This window comes from Paenibacillus sp. sgz302115 (genome assembly GCF_056120445.1).
The window spans coordinates 1-12732 of record NZ_JBVYOK010000025.1; the positions used below are offsets into that span (position 1 = coordinate 1).

The 12732-nt window shown below is 43.2% G+C and carries 14 protein-coding genes and 1 pseudogene; 8 read left to right on the top strand and 7 right to left on the bottom strand.

The genetic code is table 11. The annotated features are described in order from the left end of the window. The 4 genes and pseudogenes from AC0LWN_RS28240 to AC0LWN_RS28255 all read left to right on the top strand — a co-directional run. Positions 1 to 1131, top strand: a pseudogene (locus tag AC0LWN_RS28240) (hypothetical protein); the annotation flags it as partial. Next, on the top strand, positions 1131 to 1568 hold the full coding sequence (locus AC0LWN_RS28245) for an SMI1/KNR4 family protein (protein ID WP_474671248.1): 438 nt from the start codon (positions 1131 to 1133) through the stop codon (positions 1566 to 1568). The pseudogene AC0LWN_RS28240 and the gene AC0LWN_RS28245, both read left to right, overlap by 1 nt. Before the next feature lie 354 nt (positions 1569 to 1922). Continuing rightward, positions 1923 to 2585: a hypothetical protein gene (locus tag AC0LWN_RS28250; RefSeq protein WP_474671250.1), complete on the top strand. Its 663-nt coding sequence runs from the start codon at positions 1923 to 1925 to the stop codon at positions 2583 to 2585. Positions 2586 to 2671: 86 nt separating this feature from the next. Continuing rightward, complete coding sequence (locus tag AC0LWN_RS28255; RefSeq protein WP_474671252.1) at positions 2672 to 3001, top strand: hypothetical protein; 330 nt, start codon at positions 2672 to 2674, stop codon at positions 2999 to 3001. Positions 3002 to 3180: 179 nt separating this feature from the next. On the opposite strand, the gene AC0LWN_RS28260 is transcribed toward AC0LWN_RS28255, so the two are convergent. From AC0LWN_RS28260 to AC0LWN_RS28290, 7 genes are all read right to left on the bottom strand, one after another. Beyond that, on the bottom strand, positions 3181 to 3699 hold the full coding sequence (locus AC0LWN_RS28260; protein ID WP_474671254.1) for an AraC family transcriptional regulator: 519 nt from the start codon (positions 3697 to 3699) through the stop codon (positions 3181 to 3183). 38 nt (positions 3700 to 3737) lie between these two features. Then, positions 3738 to 4646 (bottom strand): AraC family transcriptional regulator, encoded by a 909-nt coding sequence (locus tag AC0LWN_RS28265; RefSeq protein WP_474671256.1) that lies wholly within the window; start codon positions 4644 to 4646, stop codon positions 3738 to 3740. A 175-nt stretch (positions 4647 to 4821) separates the two neighbouring features. Continuing rightward, positions 4822 to 5247: a pyridoxamine 5'-phosphate oxidase family protein gene (locus tag AC0LWN_RS28270; RefSeq protein ID WP_474671258.1), complete on the bottom strand. Its 426-nt coding sequence runs from the start codon at positions 5245 to 5247 to the stop codon at positions 4822 to 4824. 88 nt (positions 5248 to 5335) lie between these two features. Next, positions 5336 to 5695, bottom strand: coding sequence for a winged helix-turn-helix transcriptional regulator (locus tag AC0LWN_RS28275; protein WP_474671260.1), 360 nt, complete (start codon positions 5693 to 5695; stop codon positions 5336 to 5338). 119 nt (positions 5696 to 5814) lie between these two features. After that, entirely contained in the window at positions 5815 to 6624 is an 810-nt protein-coding gene (locus AC0LWN_RS28280; RefSeq protein WP_474671262.1) for an alpha/beta fold hydrolase, read from the bottom strand. A 110-nt stretch (positions 6625 to 6734) separates the two neighbouring features. Then, on the bottom strand, positions 6735 to 8066 hold the full coding sequence (locus AC0LWN_RS28285) for a hypothetical protein (RefSeq protein WP_474671264.1): 1332 nt from the start codon (positions 8064 to 8066) through the stop codon (positions 6735 to 6737). Positions 8067 to 8297: 231 nt separating this feature from the next. Beyond that, positions 8298 to 10169, bottom strand: a complete 1872-nt coding sequence (locus tag AC0LWN_RS28290) for an LTA synthase family protein (RefSeq protein ID WP_474671266.1) — start codon at positions 10167 to 10169, stop codon at positions 8298 to 8300. Between the two features lie 163 nt (positions 10170 to 10332). Between AC0LWN_RS28290 and AC0LWN_RS28295 the strand changes: the two genes are divergently transcribed. The 4 genes from AC0LWN_RS28295 to AC0LWN_RS28310 all read left to right on the top strand — a co-directional run bounded on the left by AC0LWN_RS28295 (position 10333) and on the right by AC0LWN_RS28310 (position 12717). Beyond that, the gene (locus tag AC0LWN_RS28295; protein WP_474671268.1) at positions 10333 to 11229 is read left to right on the top strand and encodes a WD40/YVTN/BNR-like repeat-containing protein; all 897 of its coding nucleotides are present in this window, start codon (positions 10333 to 10335) and stop codon (positions 11227 to 11229) included. After that, a complete protein-coding gene (locus tag AC0LWN_RS28300) occupies positions 11199 to 11609 on the top strand; it encodes a short-chain dehydrogenase (protein ID WP_474671270.1) in 411 nt (136 codons plus the stop codon). The genes AC0LWN_RS28295 and AC0LWN_RS28300 overlap by 31 nt, the downstream gene beginning before the upstream one ends. Positions 11610 to 11770: 161 nt before the next feature. Continuing rightward, positions 11771 to 12100: a PadR family transcriptional regulator gene (locus AC0LWN_RS28305; protein ID WP_474671272.1), complete on the top strand. Its 330-nt coding sequence runs from the start codon at positions 11771 to 11773 to the stop codon at positions 12098 to 12100. After that, positions 12100 to 12717 carry a DUF2812 domain-containing protein gene (locus tag AC0LWN_RS28310; protein ID WP_474671274.1) on the top strand — a complete coding sequence of 206 codons (618 nt, stop codon included), beginning with the start codon at positions 12100 to 12102 and terminating at the stop codon, positions 12715 to 12717. Before AC0LWN_RS28305 ends, AC0LWN_RS28310 begins: the two co-directional genes overlap by 1 nt. The last annotated feature ends 15 nt before the right edge of the window (positions 12718 to 12732 follow it).

Below are 12732 nucleotides of genomic sequence, written 5' to 3' on the forward strand. Positions count from 1 at the left end.
GTATCTGTTGCGCAGACACTGGCAGAGGCCTCTGTCCACATTGGCACTTACCTCAGCCAAGGCTGGCAAAAGCTGATCGAACCGGCGGCTATTGCACTGGCAACAGCAATGGCGATGGGCCTGGTCGAGCTGGCGATGGAGCTGGGCTTCAAGGGCCTCGGCAAGGGACTCAAGAAGACCGGACAAGCCGTGAAGAAAGGCGCAGCGGCAACGGCCAAAGGTGTGAAGGCTGTAGCTGGCGCAGGAGCCAAGGGCATCAAGAGCTTGCTGAAAACCGGAGCGAAGCTGGCCTCCAAGAGCGGCAGCATGATCATCCGCAACGGCAAAATCGTGATCAAGAGCCTGCAAAAAGGACTCATGAAGGGGGCTAAAAAGCTCAAGGGCCTGCTTGGCCGGATTCTTGCGAAGTTCAAGTTCAAGAAGTTTAAGCTGGAGCGCAAGGGGAAACATATCCGTCTTTACGGTGAGGTTAATCCTTGGGTGCTGCTCGCGGACGGAACGATCGAAGAAGTCGATAGTCTGGAAGGCAGAAAAGCTGGAATCAGTACCCAGGCTGAACTCGATAAGATCAAGAGCTTGACGGACGCCCAAAGAGTAGACGTCTATAATAAGGCCGTTGCTAGCAAAGACGGCAAGATTGATTTTGATAGGATTGCGAATTCTGAACAAGATGCTAGCCATCTAGAGGTTGAAGTTGGCTTTGATTCTAAATTAGTAAGAAGCTATATCAAAGATATTGAAACGCGCACAGGTAGAAAACTATCGAAAGTTCAACTAGATAAATTAAAGGATGCCTTGAGAAATAAAAAGTATACAAAAAAGTCTGCTAAGCAAACGGCTAAGAATAGAAAGGAATTTGATAAAGTTAGAGATGAAGTAATTAAAGAATGGGAATCGAAAACTGGTCAAAAATGGCCTACGTATGATGAGGACATCATCTCAGAGAATACAGGAAAAGTAATTAGGAAAAAAGGTGATAAGTATGATGCACATCATATCATTGAAAACAGTTTTGATGGAGAACATGAGTGGTGGAATATGCATCCAGCAAAATTTCCTGATGAACATCAAGGCGGGATCCACGGAGCAGGGTCACCAGCAAATAAATTATTTAGTGGAGGTACGAAGTAATGAGTTATGACTTTATAAAAAGAAATTTAAATAATACTTTTTATGCAGTGACCAAGGATGAAATTATTGATATGGAAGAAGCCCTAAAATTAAAAATTCCTAATGAATTAAAAACTTTCTTTTTGGAAATTGGTTACGGATTTATTAAAGGTTCTGAAAATAATATAAATCGAATTATGGATCCTTATTCTATAAGGGATTTTCGATTGAGGGAAAATGATTATAAATATTACCCTGATATAGAAATATACGAAGAATTCGAGGATAACAAGTTAATATTTTTTGAAGGTAATGAAACAGCCTTGATGTCAATCGAACTGAATGAAAGTAATATGAATCCAATCTTTTATTATGATATTCAAATTGCAAGTTCACTAAAGGAGTTTTTAGTTAAATTAGAAGAGGATGACAAATATTATCTGGAAATAGAGGATTGAAAAATTTTCGAGCCAGCACACATGATACAGTCTTTGGTGAACTTGATTTTAATTTGGCTTGGTGAGATACACGACCATTTAGTTCGATTGAATAAGTTTAGATGGACTGTACATGGAACGAAAAAAACGGGTTGCGAGCTGAATGCCTGGGATAAGGACTACCTAAAAAACTAAAGCCCTTAGTAAATGTTAATATCCTTAGCAAGTTTCATGAAACAGGTTTGATTATGGTTTGGGACTACCATGATTGACCTGTTTTTTGTTATCTTAGGGTTCTTGCATTTTTTCAAAATAACCAAGAATACAGTTAGAAATAGTCCCAAAAAACCATTTTTGATACATTGGAGGATCACTATGGAGCGAACTTTTAGTAATGCTATGGAAGAAACACTTGGTTCAACTGTTGCAACAGCAGGGTTCAAATTAACTCCACCATTAATATCTGAAGGTGATTATTGTGTATTTGTAAAACGCTATAATGATAAAATTGCCCTATATATTAAGTGTACTGATAATCGAGCGAAAGGGGGCGACGTGGTTATAGTTCTATGGATAGCACCGGTCGAATTTCCTGACGATAGAATAGAAGTCCTAAATATTGGATTTAAGATCGTTGTTTATTCCGACTATGAAGTCTCTGATGAAATCATATACTCAGTGGGACAAAAACTTGTTGAACTTAGTAACAATATATCAAGTTTAGCTGTCTCAGTAGAGAAGGATATGGCTAGTCCTTTCATAGTAAATAAACGCACAAAATTCTATATCTATTCAAGGGAGATGTACGATAAACTTTGTTCAACTAAAGATTTTTCGGAAGCATTTGAAGAATTGAAATCTTTAGCTAGAAAATGTATAGAGAACAATGTGTCATTTGAAAAATTGAAGGTTCAATGTACTTCATTTATTGATAAATTAGGGGGGAATTATTTCTCCGATTCAATATCATCTTTGAAACCCCAAGAAAAAGGAAGATTACTGGCTTGTGCTTTGTATGCAGAAATGTTGATACAATAATTATCTGAACGAAATATTGAAAAACTCAAAGAAGAATTCCCGGATTATACTTTTACTGCTGAGTTTGGTAAGGGAGGAAGTTGATTATGGCTGTTTCAGCAATAATTCTCGAACCACAAAATGAATTTGAACAGTATTTTAGTATTCCAATAGCAACACATAATTTCTTTGAAAAATACTGGATACCTGCAATAGAATCAATAAATACAGAATGGATTGTGGGTATTAAGTACGGAATTGATGTCACAAAAGAAGATGCTATTTGTATGATACGTGAACTAGGTTTTCTTAGAGACTGGGCACAAAATAACTTACAAGGTGATGTACAAGAACAAATGCTATCAAGAATTGATCTGCTTGAAACTAAGCTTCCTACTGCTTTTCAACGTGATGATGCTGTGGTTTTTATTGGGTGATTGGTATACCCTATAACGTTTTTCCGTTACATTAAACAGGTCGATTATGGTCAGATACCACCATGATTGACCTGTTTTTTGTTATCTTCGTTTTCTTATGTGAGAGGAACAACTATCACAACTTCTTACGAAGTTCATGAGAATTTGGAGAATTCAACATTATGCTCCTTAGTGGAAGGTTAGACAATCTTTTTGCATGGTAAATAATATCCAAAAGTAAAGGTGTTATTACCATCTTCTTCAATATTTGCATACTTATCGAATGAGTAGTATTCCATTGAAATTCCGACAATTGAGTAATCTGGCATATACCCGTTTGTTCTCATAATCTTCTCTGTTTTTACATGGGCTCCTTTTTCCAGACGGGAAGTTTTTCCTTGTATCCAGCCAATCCCCATTAGACAATCAGGAATGTCACGGTAGGAAAATCCATTTGGAACCATTACTCCCGGTTGGGCAAATATCCCCGCAATATAAATAAACTCTTTTGTCTGTGGGTTGTATTCACCCATCCATCCAATCGTGTCTCCTAGTGGAGATACCCGCTCAGGCAGGCTTTGAAGAAAATCATTTGTTCCATCGTTCAATATCTTCTCCCATAAATCCGGAACAGGATTTTTCTTTCCGACAATTACTTCTTTGCCTATAAATCTGACGGCTTTAAAGCTTTGTACTTCAAAATTAATTTGTGCTCCCATAAAAACCTCCATATTTCATAAATTATCCATTGCAATCATTACTGCTTTTTATTGAAAGGGATCAGCAATTCCATATAGGTGGTTTCAGGTGTACTGCAATAATATATTTCAGGGGCAAACACATCCATCATAAGGCTGTGCTTTTCGAGCCATAGACTGCTGTATTTTATTGCCTTGTTAAGCTCAACAGTAACTAGTTCAAGAAAATCACTCGCCTCAAATCCGCAAACGATATATTCCCGCGCAGGAAGCTGCCACATTTGATAATGCTCATCCGACACCCCGGACTCAACCTCTGCGCCTGCGAAATAAGTAAAACACCCCTCTGGTGCATCACCCATATAAGCAACGCCCGCCTCACGCCCATTAGGTATGTAGGCAATCCGATCTTTCTCCTGGTGGAAACGTCTCCATATTTCGCCAGGCATATCGACACCGGTCGATTCCCCAACGGGTAACTGCCCCGCAACAGGAACATAACCAATTACTCCCACAAAATCAATGGGTTTATTTAAAATTCTACGGTTCATTTCTAAAACTAGCCCATCGCTAATCAGCGGTACACCCTCGTCAATTAAGGTATGGCCTAGAAATAAATCGGGTTTGTCAAACTGGTTCAGAGAAACCGGGTTCTCCCGGTATTGCTCAGGGGTCATTCCATACGCTTCTTTGAATGCTCTCGTAAAAGTTTCATGGCTGCCGAAACCGTACTCTAAAGCAATGTCAAGAATGCGGTTATTTTTATTCGGCAGAGCTTCTAGGGCTATAGCCATACGCCGCAGCTTAATGTATTCCCGCACCGGCTTTTTAACCAAACGGCTGAACAACCGCTGATAATAAAATAGTGACAGAGAGGCGGTTTCTGCCAATATCTCGATTTTAATATTCTCTGCTATATGTTCCTCAATATAATCCAGAGTTTTCTGGATTGCTTCCCATGCATGCATAGTATGCACCTCCCACATGGTCAGGATAATACAAATTATTAAATTCCGCTTGACTGTATCTGCCCTCTTTATTAAAAAAACGAGGGATGCCCCAAGCAGCCATTTCATGGCTTTTGGAACAGCCCCGTACTGAAGGTTAATAGCAAAATACCCTGAACTTAGGGGGGATCATTCATTATTGTTGCTGAGAAAGAGCATCGCCCGTATGAATGTCAATATTGACTGAATTAAAGCTGCGGTACACCCTGCCCGATTGGCTGGTGAATTTCAATACACAGTAGTCGGGGTCTGTTACACCCAGTGAATAATAGGTGGTATCTCCCTCACGCCAGATCATTTCCTTGGAGGCCGCATCTTCAAGCACTTCCATCGTCCCTGTCAGCATCATACCTATAAAATTATTTTGGTCGCAGAAATACACACAGGCTTTATTATTCTCTCTGAACTGCTTCACTCTCATTGAAGAGGTATTGGTCGTAAAATAGAAATGAAGCAGGTTCTCCCGCTTGCGGGGGGCAAGCATGGCTTTCATATTAGGGAATCCATCACTGTCCACGGAACCAATAAAAGCGGTGCTTTGACGTTCTCCACTATGAATCACTCCTTGGTATGGGGCTATAGGAGCAGTATACAAATTATTGAATTAGTAGAACAGTACCCACTTTTTTGTAAGTCTTTTACCTTGCAGATTAGCTAATGAAGCCATTCTCTTTAAGAAAATCCTCCATGCCATTTTCCAGCATTAATTGGACACCCACGCTTTGCATGATCACAATCGCCTCTACGAGCTGTTTGCCTCTTTCCGTCAAATAATATTCTACTTTTAACGGGTAGCCATCATATGTAGTTTTGCCAACGATCTTATGCTCGGCAAGCTCCTTCAAATGTTCAAGCAGCATCTTTTGATTAATGCCTTCGATTTCATTTTCCAACTGGGCAAGAGAAGCATTATGTTTGTCAAGCTGCCATAGAATAATCGGTTTCCATTTCCCGCGGATAATATCGTGTGTAAGCTCCAGTGGACAGGTATATGAATCTCTTATTTTCATGTTACTCTTCCTTTCATAGCCATTGATTTCGATCAGCCTGATTATATTATATTTTAGGGTGCATAAAAAAAGAGAAGCAGCTCTTAGATAAGGCTGCTTCTCCTTTTTCTTATCAAGATCTACCCGGCAAACCCCGATAGCTCCCGGTTGAATTTCTCACGCTCGTCATAGAATAATCCGTGGCCGCTGTGCTCAAATGGCACAAGGACGGAATTCCTTATTCCTTGATGCTGCGCCACGGCCAAAGGGTACAAACAAACTTGATCATGAATGCCATGAAGAATCAAGGTGGGGACATGCACTTTTACTAAATCATGAAATAGTTCTTCGTCGAGCCAAGCTTTGGAGACGGCTATTGTGGACCAGCTGGCAGCCTGCAGTCCTAATTGGAAGAACCAATCTGAGAAGGGCTGTGAAACCTTTTGATAGAAAAATTGTTCTCCGAAGTCGCGGAGCATCTTGGGCCGGTCCTGATAGGTAGCTTGAATGATCTGAACTATGGCTTCTTTTGTGGTGCCATATGGGAAGTTTGGCCGTTGAATCAGGCTGGGAGCTGCCGCGGCAAAAAGCGCAAGCCTGGAAACCCCATATCCGTTGTGACGGGCCATATATCGAATCGCTACAGCTCCCCCGGTGGAGTGTCCCGCGAGTGTGATATCCTTGAGTCCCAGAGCTCCGATAACACACCGGATATCATCAGCTAGCCGATTGTAGTCGTATCCATGCAGAGGTTTATCCGAATTTCCGAATCCCCGCATGTCCATTCCGATACAACGATACCCTATAGGCACCAGATGATTGTACTGATATTCGAACATCTTATGGTTGGCAGGCCAGCCATGGATGAACAAAATTGTCTTTGTGCCCAGCGGATTGATATCATTTACATACACATTCACATTCGGTTCAACCCGAATCCAATGCTCCATTAGACTTCCCTCACTTATCCCTTGAATTGTCTGATTGGGATATTCTATTCAGTTGAAAGGGTTAAGTGCCTAGAAAGCTGGATGTTGGAATTATAACAAACTAATGAAAGTCAATCGCTGCCAAACTTAAGCAGAAGGGCGTCATAATCACTGTTCGAAAGATACGAACCGGCAACGACATAGCCGCCGTCACTGGTGGTTGCGACGCTTCTGCCAATTTCGCCGGTATCGCCGAAGCTATAGGTGTTGGACCATAGTGCATTTCCGGAGCCGTCAATTTTCAGCATCAACAGGTCTTCCTTGTATACAGCCGGAGTAATAAACCCTGTCACAATGAAGTTACCATCCAACGCAAGCTTGATGTCGTTGGCAAAATCGCCATTGGTCGAATGGAATTGTTTGCTCCAGCTTTGAGCGCCGGATGTACCGACTTTGGTTACATAGACGTTGTATAGTTGACTGTTATTGGGCAGATCAACATTATTAATAGCTCCGGCTGCCACATAACCGCTTGATGTCGCAGCAACGCCGTTCAACATTGCATAGCGGTCCAGAGTAGATTCGAAAACGGTGCTGCCGCTTCCATTTACCTTAACCATTAAGCCATACATCCGTTGAGCCGTTCCTGGATTAATAATTTCGGAGAGCGTTTTATATCCGACCGCTACATATCCGCCATCCGGTGTTGCCGTCACCCCGTAAAAACGATCCTCAAGGTTATCCTTACCGAAAGTTCTGGTCCATTGAATATTCCCGCTTGCATCTACCTTTAACAAGTAAGCGTCGTTGGAGTTGCTGCTGCTTTCCTTGGTACCGGCAACGATATACCCGCCGTCAGCGCCACGCTCCATGGCCTGGGCTTCTTCCTTGCCTGGCCCTCCGTAGGTTTTCGACCACTCCACTGTACCGCTTGCATCTGTCTTGATCAGAATGACATCTGAAGAACCGCTTGCATTGCTTGTCCCGGCAATCATATAACCGCCGTCGCTGGCCACCCGTACTTCAGCGCCAGATTCTGCTCCTGTTCCTCCATAAGCGTAAGCCCATTGAATAGTCAGAGCGGCGTTTGTCTTGACGAATAGGATATCGTCATTTCCATTCACGGTAGTTGAGCCGACGAACACGTAGCCGCCATCGCTCGTTTGCACGACGGAATTACCGAAATCGCGCGGCGAGAAATTGTAATTGCTGGCTGCTTGCAGCACAGGAGGCAGCAGATTTGCCGCCTGTATTGACGGTGCAGCCTGCTCGGTTGTATCTCCCAAATTGCTATTGTCCAGTAAATCGACAACTTTTAAATCTACCTTTTTGGTGATTTCCTGACTCTCGGCGTGTGGAAGGATGTTATTGGCAGGAAGCTTATCTTCCTGTGCAAATACCAACTGGGACGAAAACAACAGCGAGACGGCCAGCGAAGAAAGAACGGGAATTGACTTTCGCATAACAAAGCACCTCCATTTTTTATTTTTATTGCATTAGGAAATTATTCCCAAAACCTATTCTATTCCTTTTTCCACGAATAATCTACCATTATATTAATATATTTAGAATTATTTGTTATATATTAGAATATTGTGTAATCCAATCGACTCCTGCAGAAAAAAACCCACCTCGAAATTACGAAGTGGGAGTTTGCTGTACTATATTTTACTGTCCTTAACGAGGGGGGCTCACTATTCCTCATCCTTGACTTCTCTGTCTGGCAATTGCGTCACATAACTGTCTGACAGCTGGAGGAGCTTCAGCGCACGGTTGAATTCATCCTCTGTGGATTGAAGCGGCTTATTACCATCCCCGGATAAGGTGTAATGCTGGCCGTCCTCGAACCCGCTGCCTGACAGGAATAACTCTTCGTTATTCACGAATGATCCCGTTGGTAAATAATAGCGCTGCGGGAGCAGGTTATAGGAGGACTGATTCAATAAATCCTGTCCAAAATGAATATGATCGTTAAGCGATACTCCCAATAAATTGGATACTGTCGGTAAAATATCCACTTGTCCGCCTAATTGATTTTTTACACTTGGCGATGTAACACCTGCAGATGTAATGATTAACGGAATATTGATGAGATCGCGTTCCGTATATTCATGCTCCAGAATTTCCTCCAGCAGAACCTTATCCTCATCCTGGAGTGAGAAAATTGGAAGGCCCCGATGGTCGCCATATACAACGATTAAGCTGTTATCCCATACACCGTTCTGCTTAAGCTCGCCGATAAATTGTCCAAGCGCGTAATCAGCATAATTCTGGGCACGTATGTAATCTCCAACGAGAGTTCCTTCGTATCGTTCCGGCAGGGCCATCTTGTATTTATTCTCCGGAATCGAGAACGGATTATGTGATGACATGGAGATCACGTGGGAGTAGAATGGCCGGCTGCTCTGGTCCATTCTCGCCAGTTCTTCGGAGGTCTTCTTATAAAGGACTTCATCGGAAGCGCCATAGAAGACGGTATCCTCTTCACCGAACCATGACTTGTCGTAATACCGGTCAAATCCGAGTGCCTTGTACAGCTCTCCCCGGTTCCAAAACTCTACGTCATTCGTATGAAATGTTGCTGTGTCGTAGCCTTGGGCCTGTAGCAGCTTGGGTAAGCTCGGAAGCTCTTTGGGCGCATACATCTCCGTAGCCGCGCCATTCGGCGGAACATAAAAGGAGGTGTTCACGATAAATTCGGCGTCAGACGTGTTGCCCTGTCCCACCTGCTGGTAGAAACGCGGGAAGTAGAGGCTGCTCGAAGCCAGCTTATTCATATTCGGTGTGATTTCTTGTCCATCAATGGATAGATTGATCAGGAAGTTCTGAAAAGACTCCATCTGAAGGATGATCAGGTTCTTACCTTTGGCGGCTCCATACAGGGCCGGATTGGCTTGAGGCTTGATGCCTTTTGTCTCATCAATGGCGGATTGCGTAATCTGCGAGAGATCTATTTGCTCTTCCTCATCATCCGCAAGCAGGTTGTAGGCTTCATAATTGAGGATGCCCATTTGCTCGGCTTGGACATTTTCATTCATACTGGCTGAGTTCGGGAAAATATTCATCATGCAGATCGCGAAGGAAATACAGAACAAGGCAGCGACGACCTTGCGGTTGCTGCGGCGCGACATGGATTTCTTCCAGGCGAGCGCCTTTGTCCGTCTGAGCATCACCCAGCTAATGATAATAATGTCCAAAAAAATCAGCATATATTGAGGGTGTATGACCGCGAAGATACTTTTCTTGACAGCTCCCACTTGCTTGGCCTGGCCAATCACCTGGGAAGTAGCAATAATTCCAAAATGATTATGATACACAATCAAGGAGAAGAACAAAACTGTAATTAGCAGATTGACGAACATATAGATGGCAATCTTTCGCTTCGTGGCAAACCATTCGATTAAGCAGAAGATTAAGAGCACAAACGGAATCTCTTTGAACCAGGTCGTCCACGTTGGCCCGTCCTCGAACAGGTAATACCAGGCAAAGTAACTTTTGGCGAGCATAATGAGAGAGAAAAACAAAATAGATCGTTTGCTGAGTGTGCGTGGTGCCTTCAACCGCATTGCTATGCGCATCCTTTTCCTATTAATTAATTAGTTCATTCTATTACATAAAAGTATTCAAAATCAACTAGATTTGTGCATAGGCAAAACACAAAAAAGGGAGTTTTTTGTAACAGTTTATTTTCCGGTATGGATTATAATGTGGCTGGAGGAGGGATACAAAATGTTCAAACGCAGCTTTTCTAAAATCGCCTGTATTGCAGCTATTTCATTGGTCGCGGCAGGGATACTGGTCTCAGAACCAAGCGACGGCAGCGGTTCATCGATCCAGCCGGGCACGGTTTACACCCGTAACTCCGCAGGGGAGGAAGTGATCGCCTACAATGCGGGCCATACCTATGCGCTCAATAAGAATGGTCAAGTTACCATATCGTACAACAACGGCAAGTTGAAGGCGCAAGCGCCTCTGACCCTATACGCAAGCGGTCATGAAGAGTCAGGACTAACCGCTCGAGGGACAGGATTCTTCATCTCCAGGGACAAAACAGCGATTGTCTATGGTGGTGCGAGGGGATTGCCGGTTCAGGTGCTAATCTCCAATAATCAAGGGAAAACCTGGAACACCTATCCCGTGACAAAAGAGCTTACAGGCACTACCAAAAACATCGGGTTCCTCACCAATAATGACGGCTGGATGATGCTCAGCAAATTTTATGGAATGGGCAGAGAAGAACATGATATCTATAAGACCAGGGATGGCGGCAAAACCTGGAGCGAAGTGAAGGGCAATGCCAATGAGGTGTACGCGAGAGTGCTGACCGGAGCAGGCTTTGCTAATGACAAGATCGGGTTCATGGGCTTCAGATATGAAACCGAATTCCAACCGGCTATTACCTGGACACAGGACGGTGGCAAGACCTGGGCCAAGCTTCATGTGAAGCTGCCGGACAACTTGCTGAACTATAGCCTGACCCCGCTGTCTCCCGTATTCAATGGTGCAAAAGGGCAATTTCCCATCCAACTGAGCAAGGACGGCGCAAGCAACGTAGTCGGAACCGCGTATTTAACCAGCAGCAATTACGGGAAAACGTGGAAGTATCAGAAGGTAGTGATGAAGTAGGTGGACCTTTGAAGAGAGGTTGGTGTGTAGTGGTGGCCTGCGTTGCACAATTCGGTATTATTGATACTTTTGATGAACATAAGGATTACTCTGGCTATGAACCAGAGAGATATCATTGCATCGCGATAGAAGACGATTTCTTGAATGATTGGTGGAACGATTTGACGCTAATTCACACCTACTTCCACAGCTATAACAGACCCAATGTGGCCCTGGCAAGGTGGGGAGTGACGCTTATACCGCCGGAATCATTAGAGCCGTTCTACAGCATTGTGTCAAAAGATAAACGCTCCAAATCATCAGCGGAATTGATAGATTTAATGGTATTGCTAAGGCAGGCTATTAATGAAGGGAAGTATGTTATTCATTATGGGGTTTGAAGCGTGAAACAGACACTACCCACAGATCAACGGCAGCCAGCTTTTTGGATTGGTGGCCGTTTTTTTATGTTGCAATATACAGCGTGACTGTATATAGTATGACTATACAGTTAGACGATATATAGCTATGCGATATAAAGTTTTTTTCCAGGAGGGGAAGTATGGATAGAGATAAACACCTGCCGTTGACCGAAACCGTGTATTACATTCTGCTCGCTGTGGTTGAGCCGGCTCACGGTTATCTAATCATGCAGAAGGTGGAGGAACTTAGTGGAGGGCAGGTTCGAATGGCTGCTGGTACCCTATATGGAGCGATTGAGAACTTGATGAAGCTTAACTTCATTCAGCCTGTAGCCAGCGAGGACAAACGCCGCAAGGTGTATGCCATTACAAATAGAGGGTTGGAGATTCTCCACCTTGACCTTGAGCGAATGAAGCACATGATTGACGTGACGAACAGAGCGATTGAAAGAAGAATGGAGGAATCCTAATGAACAGATACAAGTTCTTTACTAACTTCGATGAAGAAGAAAACTGGCTGAATGACATGGCAAGACAGGGTTACCGCTTCACAAAGAAGACATCGTTCGGCTATAAATTCGAATTGGATGAGCCAGAGAAAACAACAATAAAAATGGATTACCGCACCTTCAAAAAGCAAGAGGATTTCGAGGATTATTGTGCACTATTTGAGGATAGCGGCTGGGAGCATATCGCAGGAACCAAAAGCATGGGATATCAATATTTTAAAAAGACAGACCTAGATGGAAGCGAAGAGATCTTTTCGGATGTCGATTCTAAAGCTGGCCGGTATAAGCGGCTTGCAGCTATGTGGGCTGCTTTGGGTTGGTCCTTCATCCCAATTCTGGTGGCTCTAATTTCTACACATGCGATCCATCCAAGGGTATTGCTTGATCCGAAATCGCTATACTATACGCCGGGACTATGGAATTTGAATGGAGCAGAGTTTTGGAGGGCCTTTCTCTTCGAAACGCCATTCGCGTTCTTTAGAGGCTTTGCCTGGATGTTCATTCCAGCTGCAATAATCATGTATATGTACTTTGCATTTAGGGCGAATAGACAGTATAAGATAACGAAAGAAGTTTAAATATGATCTGAATAA

Excerpts from the sequence above, each read along its gene's own strand:
- AC0LWN_RS28245 (WP_474671248.1), top strand. The coding sequence starts at position 1,131 with ATGAGTTATGACTTTATAAAAAGAAATTTAAATAATACTTTTTATGCA.
- AC0LWN_RS28250 (WP_474671250.1), top strand. The coding sequence starts at position 1,923 with ATGGAGCGAACTTTTAGTAATGCTATGGAAGAAACACTTGGTTCAACT.
- AC0LWN_RS28255 (WP_474671252.1), top strand. The coding sequence starts at position 2,672 with ATGGCTGTTTCAGCAATAATTCTCGAACCACAAAATGAATTTGAACAG.
- AC0LWN_RS28260 (WP_474671254.1), bottom strand. The coding sequence starts at position 3,699 with ATGGGAGCACAAATTAATTTTGAAGTACAAAGCTTTAAAGCCGTCAGA.
- AC0LWN_RS28265 (WP_474671256.1), bottom strand. The coding sequence starts at position 4,646 with ATGCATGCATGGGAAGCAATCCAGAAAACTCTGGATTATATTGAGGAA.
- AC0LWN_RS28275 (WP_474671260.1), bottom strand. The coding sequence starts at position 5,695 with ATGAAAATAAGAGATTCATATACCTGTCCACTGGAGCTTACACACGAT.
- AC0LWN_RS28280 (WP_474671262.1), bottom strand. The coding sequence starts at position 6,624 with ATGGAGCATTGGATTCGGGTTGAACCGAATGTGAATGTGTATGTAAAT.
- AC0LWN_RS28285 (WP_474671264.1), bottom strand. The coding sequence starts at position 8,066 with ATGCGAAAGTCAATTCCCGTTCTTTCTTCGCTGGCCGTCTCGCTGTTG.
- AC0LWN_RS28290 (WP_474671266.1), bottom strand. The coding sequence starts at position 10,169 with ATGCGGTTGAAGGCACCACGCACACTCAGCAAACGATCTATTTTGTTT.
- AC0LWN_RS28295 (WP_474671268.1), top strand. The coding sequence starts at position 10,333 with ATGTTCAAACGCAGCTTTTCTAAAATCGCCTGTATTGCAGCTATTTCA.
- AC0LWN_RS28305 (WP_474671272.1), top strand. The coding sequence starts at position 11,771 with ATGGATAGAGATAAACACCTGCCGTTGACCGAAACCGTGTATTACATT.
- AC0LWN_RS28310 (WP_474671274.1), top strand. The coding sequence starts at position 12,100 with ATGAACAGATACAAGTTCTTTACTAACTTCGATGAAGAAGAAAACTGG.